15 protein-coding genes and 1 tRNA gene are annotated in these 17,130 nt (G+C 33.7%); 9 read left to right on the forward strand and 7 right to left on the reverse strand.

Annotation, left to right across the window (positions count from 1 at the left end; all coding sequences use genetic code 11):
- The 7 genes from ABJM36_RS01180 to ABJM36_RS01210 form a co-directional block, all read left to right on the forward strand.
- The coding region (locus ABJM36_RS01180; protein WP_348448320.1) for a tandem-95 repeat protein at positions 1-3,665 on the forward strand (3,665 nt) is incomplete at its 5' end.
- A gap of 30 nt (positions 3,666-3,695) precedes the next feature.
- The gene (locus ABJM36_RS01185) at positions 3,696-4,625 is read left to right on the forward strand and encodes a type IX secretion system membrane protein PorP/SprF (RefSeq protein ID WP_348448322.1); all 930 of its coding nucleotides are present in this window, start codon (positions 3,696-3,698) and stop codon (positions 4,623-4,625) included.
- 15 nt (positions 4,626-4,640) lie between these two features.
- The gene (locus tag ABJM36_RS01190; protein WP_348448324.1) at positions 4,641-6,554 is read left to right on the forward strand and encodes an OmpA family protein; all 1,914 of its coding nucleotides are present in this window, start codon (positions 4,641-4,643) and stop codon (positions 6,552-6,554) included.
- Positions 6,555-6,657: 103 nt separating this feature from the next.
- Positions 6,658-7,185, forward strand: coding sequence for an isopentenyl-diphosphate Delta-isomerase (gene idi, locus ABJM36_RS01195; RefSeq protein WP_348448326.1), 528 nt, complete (start codon positions 6,658-6,660; stop codon positions 7,183-7,185).
- Positions 7,182-7,592, forward strand: coding sequence for a 6-carboxytetrahydropterin synthase (locus ABJM36_RS01200; RefSeq protein ID WP_348448328.1), 411 nt, complete (start codon positions 7,182-7,184; stop codon positions 7,590-7,592). The genes idi and ABJM36_RS01200 overlap by 4 nt, the downstream gene beginning before the upstream one ends.
- Positions 7,593-7,660: 68 nt before the next feature.
- Positions 7,661-7,930 carry a hypothetical protein gene (locus ABJM36_RS01205; protein WP_348448330.1) on the forward strand — a complete coding sequence of 90 codons (270 nt, stop codon included), beginning with the start codon at positions 7,661-7,663 and terminating at the stop codon, positions 7,928-7,930.
- Between the two features lie 61 nt (positions 7,931-7,991).
- Positions 7,992-8,065, forward strand: a tRNA-Thr gene (locus ABJM36_RS01210).
- Between the two features lie 62 nt (positions 8,066-8,127).
- Here ABJM36_RS01210 and ABJM36_RS01215 read toward each other — a convergent pair.
- Together ABJM36_RS01215 and ABJM36_RS01220 are read right to left on the reverse strand one after the other, a co-directional pair.
- A complete protein-coding gene (locus ABJM36_RS01215; RefSeq protein WP_348448332.1) occupies positions 8,128-8,832 on the reverse strand; it encodes a DUF4369 domain-containing protein in 705 nt (234 codons plus the stop codon).
- A 562-nt stretch (positions 8,833-9,394) separates the two neighbouring features.
- On the reverse strand, positions 9,395-9,988 hold the full coding sequence (locus ABJM36_RS01220; RefSeq protein WP_348448334.1) for an alpha-ketoglutarate-dependent dioxygenase AlkB: 594 nt from the start codon (positions 9,986-9,988) through the stop codon (positions 9,395-9,397).
- 39 nt (positions 9,989-10,027) lie between these two features.
- Between ABJM36_RS01220 and ABJM36_RS01225 the strand changes: the two genes are divergently transcribed.
- Entirely contained in the window at positions 10,028-10,693 is a 666-nt protein-coding gene (locus ABJM36_RS01225) for a M15 family metallopeptidase (RefSeq protein ID WP_348448336.1), read from the forward strand.
- A gap of 20 nt (positions 10,694-10,713) precedes the next feature.
- On the opposite strand, the gene ABJM36_RS01230 is transcribed toward ABJM36_RS01225, so the two are convergent.
- From ABJM36_RS01230 to ABJM36_RS01245, 4 genes are all read right to left on the reverse strand, one after another.
- On the reverse strand, positions 10,714-11,955 hold the full coding sequence (locus ABJM36_RS01230; protein WP_348448338.1) for a DEAD/DEAH box helicase: 1,242 nt from the start codon (positions 11,953-11,955) through the stop codon (positions 10,714-10,716).
- Positions 11,956-11,997: 42 nt separating this feature from the next.
- Positions 11,998-12,633 carry an MOSC domain-containing protein gene (locus tag ABJM36_RS01235; RefSeq protein WP_348448340.1) on the reverse strand — a complete coding sequence of 212 codons (636 nt, stop codon included), beginning with the start codon at positions 12,631-12,633 and terminating at the stop codon, positions 11,998-12,000.
- Between the two features lie 58 nt (positions 12,634-12,691).
- Positions 12,692-13,924, reverse strand: coding sequence for a M48 family metallopeptidase (locus ABJM36_RS01240; RefSeq protein ID WP_348448342.1), 1,233 nt, complete (start codon positions 13,922-13,924; stop codon positions 12,692-12,694).
- Between the two features lie 120 nt (positions 13,925-14,044).
- On the reverse strand, positions 14,045-14,839 hold the full coding sequence (locus tag ABJM36_RS01245) for an RNA methyltransferase (RefSeq protein WP_348448344.1): 795 nt from the start codon (positions 14,837-14,839) through the stop codon (positions 14,045-14,047).
- Positions 14,840-14,918: 79 nt separating this feature from the next.
- Here ABJM36_RS01245 and ABJM36_RS01250 point away from each other — a divergent pair, with 79 nt between their 5' ends.
- The gene (locus tag ABJM36_RS01250) at positions 14,919-15,710 is read left to right on the forward strand and encodes a DUF6503 family protein (RefSeq protein WP_348448346.1); all 792 of its coding nucleotides are present in this window, start codon (positions 14,919-14,921) and stop codon (positions 15,708-15,710) included.
- A gap of 280 nt (positions 15,711-15,990) precedes the next feature.
- Here ABJM36_RS01250 and ABJM36_RS01255 read toward each other — a convergent pair whose 3' ends face one another.
- A complete protein-coding gene (locus ABJM36_RS01255; protein ID WP_348448348.1) occupies positions 15,991-17,055 on the reverse strand; it encodes a DUF3810 domain-containing protein in 1,065 nt (354 codons plus the stop codon).
- Positions 17,056-17,130 lie beyond the last annotated feature (75 nt).

Genomic DNA, 17,130 nt, shown 5'->3' on the forward strand with positions numbered 1-17,130 from the left:
TTGATACCGATGGAGACGGCTTAACAGATTGTGAAGAGAATACAGGAATAGACGATCCAAGTACCCCATTAGATCCAGCGGGAACAACCACAGATCCAAATGATGCTTGTGATCCAATAGCAAGTAGTCCATTAACAGATACAGATGGCGATGGTCTTACAGATTGTGAGGAAACTACAGGGTTAGATAATCCAAACACCCCATTAGATCCATCAGGAGTAACAAGCGATCCAAACGACGCTTGTAGTCCAGTAGGTATCAATACCGTTGATACCGATGGAGACGGCTTAACAGATTGTGAAGAGAACACAGGAATAGACGATTCAAGTACCCCATTAGATCCAGCGGGAACAACCACAGATCCAAATGATGCTTGTGATCCAATAGCAAGTAGTCCATTAACAGATAGTGATGGTGATGGCCTTACCGATTGTGAGGAAACCACAGGGTTAGATAATCCAAACACCCCATTAGATCCATCAGGAGTAACAAGCGATCCAAACGACGCTTGTAGTCCAGTAGGCATCAATACCGTTGATACCGATGGAGACGGCTTAACAGATTGTGAAGAGAACACAGGAATAGACGATCCAAGTACCCCATTAGATCCAGCAGGAACAACCACGGATCCAAATGACGCTTGTGATCCAATAGCAAGTAGTCCATTAACGGATAGTGATGGTGATGGTTTAACAGATTGTGAGGAAACCACAGGGTTAGATAATCCAAACACGCCATTAGATCCATCAGGAGTAACAAGCGATCCAAACGACGCTTGTAGTCCAGTAGGCATTAATACCGTTGATACCGATGGAGACGGCTTAACAGATTGTGAAGAGAACACAGGAATAGACGATCCAAGTACCCCATTAGATCCAGCGGGAACAACCACGGATCCAAATGATGCTTGCGATCCAATAGCAAGTAGTCCATTAACAGATAGTGATGGTGATGGTTTAACAGATTGTGAGGAAACCACAGGGTTAGATAATTCAAACACGCCATTAGATCCATCAGGAGTAACAAGCGATCCAAACGATTCTTGTGATCCAATTGGAAGTAGCTCATTAATAGATTCAGATGGCGATGGCCTTACCGATTGTGAGGAAACTACAGGATTAGATAATCCAAACACACCATTAGATCCAGCAGGAACTATAAGTGATCCAAATGATCCATGTGATCCTTTTACAAATTCAGGAGGTTGTACACCAATTGCAAATGATGATTTAGTATCAACAGAACCGGATGTAGATGTCATAGTTGATGTAACTAGTAATGATACAGATCCAAATGGTACAATTGATGTAGCCACATTGGATTTAGACCCTGCAACCCCAGGACAACAAACTACGTTTACAGTTCCAGGAGAAGGAACTTATAAAGTAAACCCTGATGGAACAGTAACCTTCGATCCAGAATCAACATTTACTGGTACCACAACCCCAATAGATTATACGGTAGAGGATAACGACGGAAACATTTCAACAGTAGGTACTATTACAGTAATAGTGGCCACGTGTCCAAATGGAACAGATAGTGATGGTGATGGTTTAACAGATTGTGAGGAAACCACGGGAATCGACGATCCAAGTACACCGCTAGACCCATTAGGATTACTAAGTGATCCCAATAATGCTTGTGATCCAATTGCAAGTAGCCCATTAATAGATTCAGATGGCGATGGCCTTACAGATTGTGAGGAAACTACAGGATTAGATAATCCAAACACACCATTAGATCCAGCAGGAACTATAAGTAATCCAAATGATGCCTGTTCACCATTTACAGATGCAGGTGGTTGTACGCCAATTGCAGAAGATGATTCAGCAATAACAAATGTCGATACTGATGTAATCATTGATCTTACTGGTAATGATGTTGATCCTAACGGAACTATCGATGACACAACCATAGATTTAGATCCTTTAACTCCAGGTCGACAAAGTACATTTACAGTACCAGGAGAAGGAACTTATACAGATAATGGGGACGGAACAATAACATTTAGTCCAGAACCAAGCTTTACAGGAACATCAACGATTACTTATACGGTAAATGATGAAGAAGGTAATACTACAAATGAAGCGACAATAACGGTAGTAGTTCAGGATAATCCAATAGCTCAAGATGATGTTGATGAGGATAATGCACCAGGAACAGCAGTAACTCTAAATGTAATTGCAGATAATGGCAATGGTGAAGATAGTGACTCTGATGGTATAATAGACGCATCAACAGTTACCATAACAACACCAGGAGCAATCGATACCGATAGTGATGGAGATAATGATACATTAGTAGTGTCAGGAGAAGGAACTTGGACTCTTGATGAGGCTGGAAACTTAATGTTTACCCCAGAGTCAGGTTTTACAGGAAACCCAACAGAAATTACATATACGGTAAAAGATAACGAAGGTAATGAATCCAATGAAGCCACTGTAACCATTACTTATTTAATGGATACAGATATTGCTCCAATAGCACAGAATGATGAAGATTTAGCGAATACGCCAGGAACTATAGTAATAATAAATGTAACTGAAGACAATGGCAATGGAGCGGATTCAGACGAAGATGGCTCAGTAAGTGTTACTACGGTTACTATTTCAACACCAGGAGCGACTGATACAACAGGCGATGGTGATAATGATACCTTAGTAGTTGCTAATGAAGGAACATGGACATTAGACGAAGGAGGGAATTTAACGTTTATTCCAGAACCTGGCTTTACAGGTAATCCAACACCAATTAGTTATACTATAGAGGATAATGATGGTAATGTGTCAAATGAAGCAACAGTTACAATAACTTACTCGTTGTGTCCAAATGCAACGGACAGTGATGGAGATGGTTTAACCGATTGTGAGGAAACAACAGGAATTGATGATCCAAGTACGCCTCTCAACCCAGAAGGTAAAACAAGTGATCCTAATGACATGTGTGATCCAATTACAACAGGTTGTTTAGCCTTAGTTGAAGTAACTAAAACGGCAGAAGTTTTAGATACCTCTTTAGGAGGGAAAATTGTGTATACCATTGTGGTTCAAAATACAGGAGATATATTATTAACTGATATTACGTTAGTAGATACCTTCCTTAATTATAGAGGAGAAACTATTTCTCTTACCGAAGAACCTACATTTGATAGTGCAGACCAAGGTAGTGAGGAAGGAACATTACTTGCTGGTGAATCTGCAACGTATACAGCTAGCTTTATTATTGACCAAGATGCGATTGATTCTGGAGGTGTTCAAAACAGTGTGTTTGTTTCAGCTTCAACAAAATCATCAGGTGTCGTAACAGATAATAGTGATGATGGTATTGATTCAGATGGCAACTCAGAAGATGATCCAACAGTTACTGAATTGGATTGCTTAACTGTATTTAATGAATTTTCACCTAACGGAGATGGAAATGGTGATACCTTAGTAATTAAGTGTATTGATAATTATCCAGATAATAAATTAGAAGTTTATAACCGTTGGGGTAATATCGTTTACGAGAAGAAAGGCTATAACAGTAATGATGAATGGGATGGAACTTCTAACGGAAGAGCTACAGTTAATTCTTCTGAACAATTACCAGTAGGCACCTATTATTATGTACTGGATAAGGGAGATGGAACAAAACCATTAGCAGGATGGTTATACATAAACAGATAATTAAAGTAAACGACTAAAAAAGATTAAAAAATGATAAAAAAATCATCATTAATAAAAAGTTTAATTTTAGTAGTGTTTACTGCACTATTAAGTTTAGAAACACAGGCTCAACAAGACCCTCAGTTTACGCATTATATGTATAATACCATGAGCGTAAACCCTGCTTATGCAGGCCAGAGAAGAGTATTAAGTGCTACAGCTTTATACAGAACACAATGGGTAGGTCTTGATGGGGCTCCAAAAACAATAACATTTGGAATTCATTCACCTTTAGGTAACGAAAAATTAGGGATAGGCTTAAATATAGTTAGCGATCAATTAGGACCTGCAGAGGAAACAAGCATCGATGCTAATTTATCTTATTCTATTCCGGTAAATGAGGAAGATTTAAAGCTGTCCTTTGGCGTAAAAGGTGGGTTGCATATACTTGATACGGATTGGAGTAAAGGGCGTTATCAGGAAACAGATCCATTGTTTCAGGAAAATGTAAATTTGATATCTCCAACCGTTGGTGCGGGATTATACTTGCATTCAGAAAAATGGTATTTAGGTTTATCAGTTCCAAATATTATAAATACAGAACATTACGATGACTTCCAGGAATCCATAGCAACAGAGCGTTTACATTATTTTCTAATTGGTGGATACGTATTTGATTTAAATGATAATACGAAGTTAAAACCAGCCTTTTTAGTTAAAGGAGTTTCGGGAGCACCAATTATTGCAGATCTTTCGGTTAATGCCTTATTCAATGAGAAATTTACTTTAGGATTAGCTTACAGATGGGACGATGCCGTTAGTGGTTTAATTGGTTTTCAAGTTAGTCCAGAAATATTCTTAGGGTATTCTTACGATGCAACAACCACTGGACTAAATAATTATAATAGTGGGTCTCACGAAATTATGCTACGTTTCGAATTACAAGAAATAGCTAAAATTTTATCACCAAGATTCTTCTAAAATAAAACTATAGACATGAAAAAACAGATATACATACTTTCTATATTAAGTGCTTTGGTTTTTAATTGTGCTTTTGCACAAAAAGTGAAATCTGCAAGAAAGGCCATTAAGAAATATGAGAATTTAGCTTATGTAGATTCTCGAAATCAACTTTTAAAATTAGCAAACCAAGACAACGCTTCACCAAAAGTTATAGAAAAACTAGCTAATTCTTTTTATTTTAATAATGAAATGGAAGATGCTGTGGTGTGGTATAACAAGCTCATGGCATTGAATTTACCTATTGATCCGGAAAATTATTATAGATATGCCCAAGCACTTAGGGCTGTTGAAAGGTATAAAGAATCAGATCGAGTGTTAAAAAGTTTTGCAGCTATACGATCAGAAGATTCAAGGGTTTTAGAGTTTTTGAAAAAACCCGAATATGTAAAAGCAATCAATGAAATATCGGATGATTTTGAATTAGTGAATTTAGATATAAATACGGCTTTTTCAGATTTTGGTACATCAACTTACAATGGGCATTTAGTTTTTGCTTCTTCAAGAGATCAAGATGAGGATATTTATAAATGGAACAATCAACCATTTTTAGATCTATTTGAATTAAACGATAACGGGACTGTAACAGAAATGAATGGCGAGGTAAATACCAAATACCACGAATCCTCTACATCATTTACAAAAGATGGTAAAACGGCTTACTTTACAAGAAACAATTTCTATAAAGGCAAGTTTAAAAAGAGTGATAAAGATATTTATGGATTAAAAATTTATAAAGCTACTTTGATTGATAGTGTATGGACAAATATTGTGTCTATGCCGTTTAATGATGATCAATATAATGTAGCGCATCCTGCACTTAGTCCAGATGAGAAGCAATTATATTTTGCATCAGACATGTTTGGAACTCTAGGTGCTTCAGATATTTTTGTGGTCGATATAAATGAAGATGGCACCTATGGAACCCCTAAAAATTTAGGTCCAAAAATCAATACAGAAGGTAGGGAGAATTTTCCTTTTGTTAGCGAAAACGGAATGCTTTATTTTTCTTCTGATGGACATCTTGGTTTAGGTGGGTTAGATGTTTTTAAAATTACTGCCAATAAAATCAATGAGTCGTCTTCAATGGTTCAGAATATGGGTGAACCAATTAATAGTCCTAAAGATGATTTTGGGTTTATTATAAATGATGAAACTAATAAAGGATACATATCATCAAATAGAGAAGGAGGTAAGGGTGATGATGATATTTATAGCTTTGAAAAACCAGCATGTTCAAGGGACGTTTCAGGAACCGTAGTTAATAAAAGAACACAATTAATTATTGCTGATGCCGATGTTTTTGTTTACGATTCCAATAGAAACTTGCTTCAAATATTTAAAAGTGATGCTTCAGGTAACTTTACTTTTAATTTAGACTGCAAAGAAAGAACCTACCTTATTGAGGCTAAAAAAGAAAAATATAAAGAAGATTTTATAGACTTTACTGTTAAACCTGGACAAAAGGCAGAATTAGAGTTAGAATTAAAACTAGACCCAGAAGCCGCAACAATTGGTACAGATTTAGCGTTACTACTCGGGTTAAATCCCATTTATTTTGATTATGATAAATCGTATATTCGTCCTGATGCTGAAATAGAATTAGCAAAAGTTATTAATTATATGAAGGAGTATCCAAATGTAAAAATTGACGTTCGTTCGCATACCGATTCTAGAGGTAATGATGCTTATAACTGGGCATTATCAAATAGAAGAAATAAATCAACTAGAGCCTATATTATTGAAAAAGGAGGGATTTCTTCAAGCAGGTTAACAGGGCAAGGTTATGGAGAAACACGTTTGGTAAACCACTGTAATAATAGCGTTAAATGTTCTAAACAAGAACATCAAGATAATAGGCGTAGTGAGTTTATTGTAGTTTCCAATTAAAAGCAATTAAACATGAATATAAAAAGCATCTAAATTTATTTAGGTGCTTTTTTCTTTTAACAAGGTTTACCAAGTAATATTTTTGTTCGTATTTTTGTGTTCTATGGAGGAAGAAAAAGTAATACTTGTAAATGAACAAGACCAACAAATAGGTTTAATGCCAAAAATGGAAGCACACGAAAAGGCCCTATTGCATCGTGCCTTTTCAGTTTTTGTTTTTAATGATGAAAATGAGCTCATGCTCCAACAAAGAGCTTTAAATAAGTATCATTCTCCGGGACTTTGGACCAATACTTGCTGTAGCCATCAAAGGGATGGAGAGAGCAATATTGAAGCCGGAAAAAGACGCTTACATGAAGAAATGGGGTTTGTTGTCGATTTAAAAGAATCAATTTCATTTATTTACAAGGCACCTTTTGATAATGGCTTAACAGAACATGAATACGATCATGTGTTATTAGGCCAATATAATGGAGAACCTAAATTGAACCCAGATGAAGTAGCGAGTTGGAAATGGATGCCAATTGAGGCGGTAAAAGCAGATATAGCTGTGCATCCTAAAATGTATACCGAATGGTTTAAGGTTATTTTCGATAAATTCTACGAACATATAAATATAACTTCTAAATGAAAGTTACAGTTAGCAGAAAAGCACATTTTAATGCAGCGCATAGGTTGTATAGAAAAGAATGGAGTTTTGAAAAAAACGACGAGATTTTCGGGAAGTGTAATAACCCTAATTTTCATGGTCATAATTATGAACTTATTGTAAGTGTAACAGGCGAAATAGATAAAAAAACGGGGTATGTTATAGATATGAAGATCCTAAAGGATATCATTAAAAGCAAAGTTGAAGATGCCTTCGATCACAAAAATTTAAATTTAGAAGTGCTTGAATTTAAGGATTTAAACCCTACAGCCGAAAATATAGCTGTTGTGATTTATAATAAAATAAAACCAGAATTAAGTGTTGATTTAGGTCTAGAAATAACACTTTACGAAACTCCAAGAAATTTTGTTACGTATTCTGGAAATTAATATGATTTATTAACCAAGCATGAAAAAGAGAATTCTTATTTTTGCTGAAATATTAAAAAGAGATAATAATGGCAAATGTTAGAAATTTAAAAAAAGATATAAATTACGTTTTAGGAGATATCATTGAAGCGGTTTACGTTTGGGAATACTCAAACACAGATAAAGACACTAAAACAAGTGAAGCTATCATAGATGAGGCTATCGCAACTTTTGATGCCTTAATAGTTAAGGTAAATGAAAAAAATGTAGAGAATCCTAAAGCACATTTCAAAGCAATAAATGCAGAGCTTGAAAGCAAAGGAAGAGAGCTAATTGAAAAAATTAACAAACTTGGATAAAAAATTTTAATGGAGTGCTTGCAAATTTAAAATTTGCGTTTATATTTGCACCCGTTAAAACGCCGATGTAGCTCAGCTGGCTAGAGCAGCTGATTTGTAATCAGCAGGTCGTGGGTTCGAGTCCCTCCATCGGCTCAAAAAAAAAGCTTTCCAATTTGGAAAGCTTTTTTTATTTTAGCTATTTTGTTAGTATAAACCTAATTACTGTTTTCGTTGGCTTTAATTTCTGCAATAAAAGCATCCAATTCTTTACCATATTTAGATGACTTTATTTTAGGTGTTAAAGATTGGTTAATGGTGTCTAATAAATCAACTCTTGCATTATAAATTTCGGTTAACGCTAAATATGGTGCTACCTCGCTATCTTTATTGTTTAAAGCAAAATTTACAGTATATAAATATTTGCGTTTTACACTGTTTTTAGCTTCGTTTTTTAGTTTGTTAAACGTAGCCGTATCATTGGCTTTTTGAGCTTCAAATTGCTCCTTAATAACTTCTAAGTTTCTATTATTCATTTTAGAAATAAGTGCTTTGTATTCGTCCATTACTTTTTGTTGTTCCGATCCTTTAATATCAACATCAAACGCAAAGTTTTTTAAGGTTGTATTTATTTCTGTTACACCTTTATTAGCAAAAAACGTTATTCTATCAGTTTCTGTACTGTGCTTATCTAAATATAAATAGAATACTTCCGGACCTTCTAAATCACTATGCAATTCAATTTTAGAATTGCCATTTACTACAACAGAATCTACAGTAACTAGCAAAGTATCATCAACCTTCTTTAAATATACGGTTCCTTTTTTTAACCCTTTTATATTAGCAATTACTGTTAAATCGCTTTGATCTTTTCCACAAGCTATAAAAAATAGTGTAATTAGTATTAGTGATAGTTTTTTCATTGAAATTTTTAATAAGTTAACAAGTACAAATATCAAACAATTAAATGGCTTTTACTAGTTACCTATTATTAAATTGTTTTGTTAAATAATTCATAAAAGAATTCTACTTTCAATTTTGGCATGAGACTTGATATATACTAATTGTAATTACAATAGTTAATTTTGTTTATTGAGTGGTTACTTTAAACAGAAGATTAGTAATTCATATTTTGGTTGGTTAGTTAGAAAGAAAAGCATTCTATTTTAGGATGCTTTTTTTGTGATTAATGCTAAATATTTGAAGGTTGAAGTTGGTTTTAAAAGTGTATTTCATCGATAAAAAGAGTAATTTCATCTTAATATGTTAAAATTTCATGTATTTCAACGATTTATAGTGTTTTTAATCGATTTAGTATTTTTAATAATTATATATTTGGAGTGTACTAAATAACACACTTTTTAGTTCAATGGATTAATTAATTAATATTTGCATTATGTTGGTAAATTAGGAAACCCCAAATCTAGCTTCATAATATAAAAAAGCAAATTGAAAGAAAACCGAGTTTGAGGGAACTCGGTTTTTTTATGCAATAATTCGAAATGTTAAATTAATTCTTTTTCCTATTTTCTTTTTAGTTTTTGGTATTTGATGCAACCAGTTGTTTTGTGTTTTGCCTTGCATTACTAAAAGGCTACCATGTTGTAAAATTAGTTTCGTTTTAAGCGATTTATCTACTTTGTGTTTTAAATTAAAATAGCGTTCTGCACCAAAAGATACTGATGCTATAATAGGGTTTTTACCTAATTCCTTTTCATTATCGGCATGCCAACCATTACTATCCTTGCCATCTCTGTATAAATTGGCTAAACAACTTGTAAATTTAACTTTTAGTTGTGTTTCAATTTTACTCTTAATGAGTAATAAATCCCCATTAAAGGGATGTGGTTGCATGGTAATATTACTGTATTTGTAGGTGTTTGTGTTATTCGCGTAAAAACTGGTTAACCGAGGTTGTAAGTACGTTTTTCCATAAATAGTTATAGAGTCTTGTTGCCATTTAATTTCATTTAAAAGACTTTCAAAATATCGGTTAGCTTCAATTGTATTGAAAAACTCTGGATAGTAGGCAATTTCTGCATCTTTCAAATTTAAATTTATAATACTTTTAAAAACCATATTCTTTTATTTTCTAAATTAGCGTAATTCAAAATTAAAATGAAGTATACCTTAGTTTTTTTATTCTGCCTTTTTTTTCAAAACGTGTTCTCCCAATTGCCTGATGGTTTCGTTTATGTTAAGGATGTTATTTCTGATTTGGACGTAGAGTTGCGCTATTTTACACCAAATAATTTTGTGGGTAAACCCATTAACAGTTACAATTCAAATAAATTAATATTAACTGAGCAAACAGCAGTGGCCTTAAAAAAGGTACAGGAAGCATTACAAGAACAAAATTTATGTTTAAAAGTTTATGATGGTTACAGACCTCAAGAGGCGGTTAATCATTTTATAACTTGGGCTAAAGATTTAAATGATACCCTAATGAAACCTCAATTTTATCCAGAAGTGAAAAAACGAAATTTATTTAAGGCTGGTTATATCGCATCTAGATCTGGCCATAGCAGAGGAAGTACGGTAGATTTAACAATAATTGATGGAAACACGGGAACTCCTTTAGATATGGGAAGTCCGTACGATTTTTTTGGAGAAGAATCTTGGGTTGCTTATAAAAATATTACAGACACTCAAAAGGCCAACCGACAATTATTACAAAAAGTAATGTTGAAATTTAACTTTAGAAGCTACTCTAAGGAATGGTGGCATTTTACCTTACGCTGGGAGCCATTTCCTAAAACGTATTTTGATTTTCCGGTGGAGTAGTGGTTAATAACTGTTCTCTTTTAGTACCAACGTTTCTTTTTCTTTTTAGAAGCTTCACTTTTTCGGCCTTTTTTATGCTTACTACCTGTTTTATTAGATGTATGTATAATAGGTTTTGCTTTAGGGTCTAATGGGTACGGATGGTCTTCAATAACATCCAATTGTAAGCTAATAAGTTGTTGTATAGTTTTGATATAGCTCTTTTCATCTGCCGAACAAAATGAATGTGCTATACCTGTATTTCCTGCTCTAGCGGTTCTACCAATACGATGTACATAGGTTTCTGGTACGTTTGGTAAATCGAAATTTACCACAGCATCCAAATCGTTAATGTCAATACCACGTGCAGCCACATCCGTAGCTATTAATATGTTAACCTCGCCTTTTTTAAATCGGGTTAAAGCATCTTGTCTTGCAGTTTGACTTTTATCACCATGTATGCTGTCTACTTTATAGTTGTTTTTTAAAAGCGTTTTCTCAAGTTTGTCTACACCATATTTGGTGCGTCTAAAAACGATAATATTTCCCTTTATTGTGTTTCTTAATAAATGTAAACACAATTCAATTTTTTTGGGTTTTGGTACATAGTATAATAATTGAGCTACATTTTTTGATGTTGAAGAGTTTTGAGCAACTTCTATGCGATCCGGATTCTTTAATAAAGAATTTGCTAATTGTTCTACTTTATGCGGAATGGTTGCCGAGAATAATAGAATCTGTTTTTCTTTAGTACACAAACGTTCAATTTTTCTAACATCATCAATAAAACCCATGTCTAGCATTAAATCGGCTTCATCTAGAACCAAGGTATCAACATAGTCTAAATTAATGCTATCTTGTTTATGTAAATCAAGTAAACGACCTGGAGTTGCAATTAAAACATCGACGCCTTTTTTTAAAATCTCCTTTTGTGGTTCAATAGATGCACCACCGTAAATTACAGTGGTTCTTAAATTGGTATACTCACTATAGGTTTTAAAATTCTCATCAATTTGTATAGCTAATTCGCGTGTGGGACTAACAATTAAAGCCTTTATTGTTTTTCCTTTTTTAGGGGCGTCTTGTTGGTCTAGTAAGGATTGTAAAATAGGAAGTGCAAAAGCAGCCGTTTTTCCTGTTCCGGTTTGGGCAGAAACAATGACATCTTTATTTTCTAGAACAAGAGGAATAGTTTTTTCTTGTACTAAAGTAGGATTGTCGTAGCCAGCTTCTGCAACGGCACGTAAAATAGGTTTGCTAATTTTTAAATCTTTAAAAGACATCTGTAATAGTTTGTTGCAAAGATATAACAAACCAAATCAATGCTACTTTAAAAACTGTTTCAGTTTGTCTCTTTTTCGTTTTGGTAGCGCATCAATGGTTAGTATGCATTTAATATGCGCTTTGTTTTTTTCTTTACTGTATAATAAATTGAAAAACTGATGAGTAGATATGCTATTTTTAGCTTTTTCAAGGAGCTTAAAAGTATCTCCAGTTTTTACGAAACCTTCTTTTAAAACCCGAATATAAGTACCAGGAAAACCATAATCAATAAATTGTTTTAAAATGTTTTGATGGCTAAATTTAATACCTAATTTAAAACAAGGTTCTCGTGGTTGGGTAATTTGAATAAGGGCTCCGCCTAATTTATAGATGTTTCCAATTAAGATTTCATTTTCATTTAATCCAGAAACGGTAAGGTTTTCACCAAACATGCCCCAATTCCAATCTAGGTTGGGATATAATTTTTTCCAATAATCATAATGATCTTCAGAAAATAAATAGCAGGCTTTAAACTCGCCACCATGGTATTTTCTATCGGTTACTTCATCGCCTACTACGTCGCTTGTGCCTAAGAAAATGGGGTGATTTGTTGGTGTTTTATAAATGCCTGTAACCACTTCTTTATTATTCCATAGTATGGTCGTTGGTTTTGCTATGTTAGTTGACGTTATTTTCATTTAAGATTTATTGAAAAGATTTTTATTAGGGCATAACGTAAGAGTTAATGAATAAAGTTTACCTCTTCAAATTTTTAATACGTTCTAAAAGTGTCGGATGCGAATAATGCATAAAAACATAAGCCGGATGGGGTGTTAAATTACTCAAACTATTTTTAGATAACTTTTTAAGTGAGGTAATTAATGGGCCGCTTTTGTATGTGTTTTTAGCGTAATCATCAGCTTGGTATTCAAATTTTCTAGAAAACAGATTCATGATTAAACCCGTAATTTCAGAAATAGGGGAGTAGAGTAATCCAAAAGCAATTAAACCAATATGAAAACTAGGAGTTGTAACTCCCAGAGCTTGCGATAATACAGGGTTCGAAATAAATAAGGATAATACAAAAAGTGTAAATCCTGTTAATAGTATTGAGGTAAATAGATTAAAAATGATATGTTTCTTTTTGTAGTGCCCAACCTCGTGAGCTAAAACAGCAACAATTTCTTCATCATCCAAATCATTAATTAAAGTGTCGTAAAGTGTAACGCGCTTTTCGCTTCCAAAACCTGAAAAATAAGCATTTGCTTTCGTACTACGTTTAGAGCCATCTATAACAAAAATTTTATCTAGTTTAAAGCCAACACTTTTAGCATATGCCGAAATTTTGTCGCGTAATGTACCATCCTTTAACGGCGTTTGTTTATTAAAAAGGGGGACAATAAGTTTGGAGTAAAACATATTTATAAACAAAGTAAAAACAGCTACTAATAACCAAGCATACCACCAAAAATGTTTTCCTGTAGCCTCGTAAAACCAAATTATTAATGCTAGAATACTACCACCAACAATAGCCATCATATGCCAACCTTTAATTTTATCAAGAAAAAATGTTTTTACGGTTGTTTTGTTAAAGCCAAATTTTTCTTCAATTACAAAGGTGCTGTAATAAGAAAAAGGAGTGGTTAAAATGTCACTGCCAATCATTATAATGCCGAAGAAAATAAGAGCAATTACAATAGGATTTTCGGTGTAGGTTCTAGCTATGTTGTCAATAAACTCAAAACCATCAAACCATAAAAAACTTAGAGTTAAAACTAAAGAGAAGGTAGATGTTAATAAGCTAAACTTATAATTAGTTGCTTTGTAGTTCTGTGATTTTTTATATTCTGCTTCATCATATACATCTTGTAACTCTTCGGGTAGCGTATCGTTATAATGTTTTGCGTTTAGGGCGTCTAAAATTTTATCGACTATAAAATTTATAACAATAATGGCTATGATGATGTAAAATAGGGTCGTTGATGTCATACTTTGTATTTGTGGTGCTAAATTAAAACTATTCTGATTACTGAGTGTAGTCCGAGTATTTAAGTGTTTATAGTTTATTTTGGTCTTTAGACTACGTTCAGACTAATGTTAGTGGTACGATTATTTAAAACCTCGTTGTCGTTTAGCCTCAAAAATTAAAATTCCCGAAGCAACCGAAACATTCATTGAATCGATTTCACCTTGCATGGGAATAATGATGTTTTTTGTGGCATGTTTACGCCATTCCTCACTTAAACCTGTAGCTTCAGTGCCTACAACAATAGCGGTTGGTTTTGTGTAATCTTGGGTATGATACGCTACCGACTCTTGTAAAATAGCACTGTATATGTTAATGTTTTTTGATTTTAAGAACTCGATAATCTCGGTAGTTGTTCCTGTCGCTATTCGATTTGTAAATACACAGCCTACGCTAGAACGTATAATATTGGGGTTGTATAAATCTGTTTTAGGGTTAGCTATAATTACGGCATCTACATGGGCTGCATCTGCAGTTCTTAAAATAGCACCAATATTACCCGGTTTTTCAGGAGCTTCTGCAACTAATATTAAAGGACTATCGTTTTTAAAATTTAAATTAGAGAGTTTGTTTTCTTTAGTCTTCGCAACGGCTAACAAACCTTCGGTAGTCGATCTATAAGCTAATTTCTCATAAACTTCTTTTGAAACTGCAATAGTATTTACTGTCTCAGGAATAAGACTATTAAGTGATTCAGCGGGAAATAAATCAGGATAAAATAAAACCGTTTCAATTTCGTAATTGCCCTTTATTGCTAAAGAAACTTCCCGAATACCTTCTATTAAAAACGAGCCAGTTTTTTTTCGTTCTCGCGACTTGTCTTTTAACTGAACAAGTTGTCGAATTAATGAGTTTTGTGCGCTAGTTATATCTTTCATAATGGTAAGACAAAAGTAATTGTTTTTATTGTAATGATATTCCATTAACTTCGTCAAAGCTTAAAATCTAAAAACAATTATGAAAAAAATCCTCATCTTAGTACTTGCAATTTCAATATTCGCTTGTAAAAACAAAACGGCAACACCCGTTGTTGATTATTCCGAAGAAACCCTTGATGTTACCACAAGTATTTACCCGGAAAACATTACAAAAGTATTCGATGCTCATGGCGGTTTAGATGCATGGAAAGCAATGAATTCTCTATCCTTTACCATGGAAAAACCAAATGGCATGGAAGTCACTACCACAAATTTAAAAAACAGAAAAGCGTTAATTGATACACCAGATCATGTTATTGGGTATAATGGTGAAGATGTGTGGTTACTAAATAAAAGTGATAAACCTTATAAGGGCAAACCAAGATTTTACTATAACCTGATGTTTTATTTTTATGCTATGCCATTTATTTTGGCCGATGATGGTATACATTATGAAGATGCAGAACCATTAGTGTTTGATGACGTGGTTTATCCGGGAATTAAAATCTCTTATGAAAACGGTGTTGGTGAATCTTCAGATGATGAATACGTGTTGTATTACAACCCAGAAACCTATAAAATGGAATGGTTAGGGTATACGGTTACCTTCTTTTCAAAAGAAAAAGGAAGTGAACTTCATTTTAGACGTTATAACAATTGGCAACAGGTAAATGGACTACTATTACCAGAAACTATGGTAGGTTACAATTATGAAAATAATAAACCAACAACAGCTAAGGGGGAAACCAAATTTATAAACGTTAAAGTTGACGCAAAACCACTTGACGATGCCGATTTTGAAGCACCAGCAGGCGCTAAAATAATAGATTAAGGCCCTAATAAAACTTGTCTTCTATTAGCTGAATAATTGCCATCAACAGGATATTTATGGTTAAGTTTTTGGCAATCCTTTACTCAAAAATAGTGTTTATGAGGTCGAATAAGTAAAATTAAGATTATTATGTCGGCCATCATTTCGAGTAAAATTGAGCTGTGGCCTTTTATTTATTTTAGATAAATAATTAGGAGCCTATATTTAAACCATTGTTTACATATAGGCTCCTTTAAGTTTAGTAAGACCATAAAGAGTAAAAATTATTAATACTTTCTTATTACGGAGTGGTAGCATGATAATTAACAATTAAAGCAACAACATAATTATAACTCTGCATACCTTTGCTTTGTCTATTTGCTTTTAAAAAATTACCATAAAAACTTTTAAAATAAGGTTCTATTGGGTTTTCATGGGCTTCCCAAAAGTCTCTTACCTCTTTGTAATTTTTTAAAATCCCAGTATTTACACTATCAATGATGCTTTCATAAAGTGCTTCATCGCGTCTGTATATTTCATTTAGGCAAAAGCGCAACGCAAACGTGTAACCCGAATATTTAAAATAAATATTATCATGGTTAGTGGTAGCCATAAAAGCAATAAAGTTAGCCTCATTTTCAGCAGCAAAACCTAATTGATGGGCAATTTCATGGGCAGAAGTAGTCGAGAATTTAAAAACCGGAATCAAGCCATCCACCTGTGCCTCATTGGTTAATGGATTTAAATATCCACTAAATCCCATATACGTTAATGGGTAACTATAAATTGATCTTTTTAAACTTGTAGGACTGTATTTTAAATTAGGAAACTGCTTTTTTAAATTCGCATATCCCGCAGGCACCATTTCAAAAATATCCTTTTTGCTCAGTTTAATATCGGCTTTTATGGTATCGTTTTTAGCAATCTCAAAATGCAAAGCATTCGATTTTTCAATCAGTGATTTTGTTACCTCAAGCAACTGTTCGGTGGTGTAATCATGCTCTATATTTAAACTTTTGTGTAAGGGCAAGCGGTAGTAATTTAAACCCCAAAATAAATGAAACGCCATATAAATAAAGGCCGCCGCCGCAAAAACCTCTGTCAGCCAATTTTTGGTGTCTTTCCGTAATCGTTTTCGGTTTTTGTAAAACCATCTAATCATATAAATACCGGCAAAAGTATATAACAAATCGCCAAAGGAAAACGGCAACCAACCTAAGGTAAGCCTAAATATCTTCGAAATTAGGGGATACAAGCCATTGCTATAATACAGTTCCACAACATCAGGATAATTAGACAGGAGTTTTACCAGCAAAAATTGCGGAATCAACGACAATGCAATTAGTGTTTTTTTCTTTTTCAGCATCCTCCAAAAATAATAAAAATTTGCACCCTAGTGTAGTTGTTTATCTATTAAGGTTTCTTCCTGCATTATTCGTTG

The organism is Algibacter sp. (assembly GCF_039977455.1).
Classification (GTDB): Bacteria; Bacteroidota; Bacteroidia; order Flavobacteriales; family Flavobacteriaceae; genus Algibacter_B.

Excerpts from the sequence above, each read along its gene's own strand:
- ABJM36_RS01185 (WP_348448322.1), top strand. The coding sequence starts at position 3,696 with ATGATAAAAAAATCATCATTAATAAAAAGTTTAATTTTAGTAGTGTTT.
- ABJM36_RS01190 (WP_348448324.1), top strand. The coding sequence starts at position 4,641 with ATGAAAAAACAGATATACATACTTTCTATATTAAGTGCTTTGGTTTTT.
- idi (WP_348448326.1), top strand. The coding sequence starts at position 6,658 with ATGGAGGAAGAAAAAGTAATACTTGTAAATGAACAAGACCAACAAATA.
- ABJM36_RS01200 (WP_348448328.1), top strand. The coding sequence starts at position 7,182 with ATGAAAGTTACAGTTAGCAGAAAAGCACATTTTAATGCAGCGCATAGG.
- ABJM36_RS01205 (WP_348448330.1), top strand. The coding sequence starts at position 7,661 with ATGGCAAATGTTAGAAATTTAAAAAAAGATATAAATTACGTTTTAGGA.
- ABJM36_RS01215 (WP_348448332.1), bottom strand. The coding sequence starts at position 8,832 with ATGAAAAAACTATCACTAATACTAATTACACTATTTTTTATAGCTTGT.
- ABJM36_RS01220 (WP_348448334.1), bottom strand. The coding sequence starts at position 9,988 with ATGGTTTTTAAAAGTATTATAAATTTAAATTTGAAAGATGCAGAAATT.
- ABJM36_RS01225 (WP_348448336.1), top strand. The coding sequence starts at position 10,028 with ATGAAGTATACCTTAGTTTTTTTATTCTGCCTTTTTTTTCAAAACGTG.
- ABJM36_RS01230 (WP_348448338.1), bottom strand. The coding sequence starts at position 11,955 with ATGTCTTTTAAAGATTTAAAAATTAGCAAACCTATTTTACGTGCCGTT.
- ABJM36_RS01235 (WP_348448340.1), bottom strand. The coding sequence starts at position 12,633 with ATGAAAATAACGTCAACTAACATAGCAAAACCAACGACCATACTATGG.
- ABJM36_RS01240 (WP_348448342.1), bottom strand. The coding sequence starts at position 13,924 with ATGACATCAACGACCCTATTTTACATCATCATAGCCATTATTGTTATA.
- ABJM36_RS01245 (WP_348448344.1), bottom strand. The coding sequence starts at position 14,839 with ATGAAAGATATAACTAGCGCACAAAACTCATTAATTCGACAACTTGTT.
- ABJM36_RS01250 (WP_348448346.1), top strand. The coding sequence starts at position 14,919 with ATGAAAAAAATCCTCATCTTAGTACTTGCAATTTCAATATTCGCTTGT.
- ABJM36_RS01255 (WP_348448348.1), bottom strand. The coding sequence starts at position 17,055 with ATGCTGAAAAAGAAAAAAACACTAATTGCATTGTCGTTGATTCCGCAA.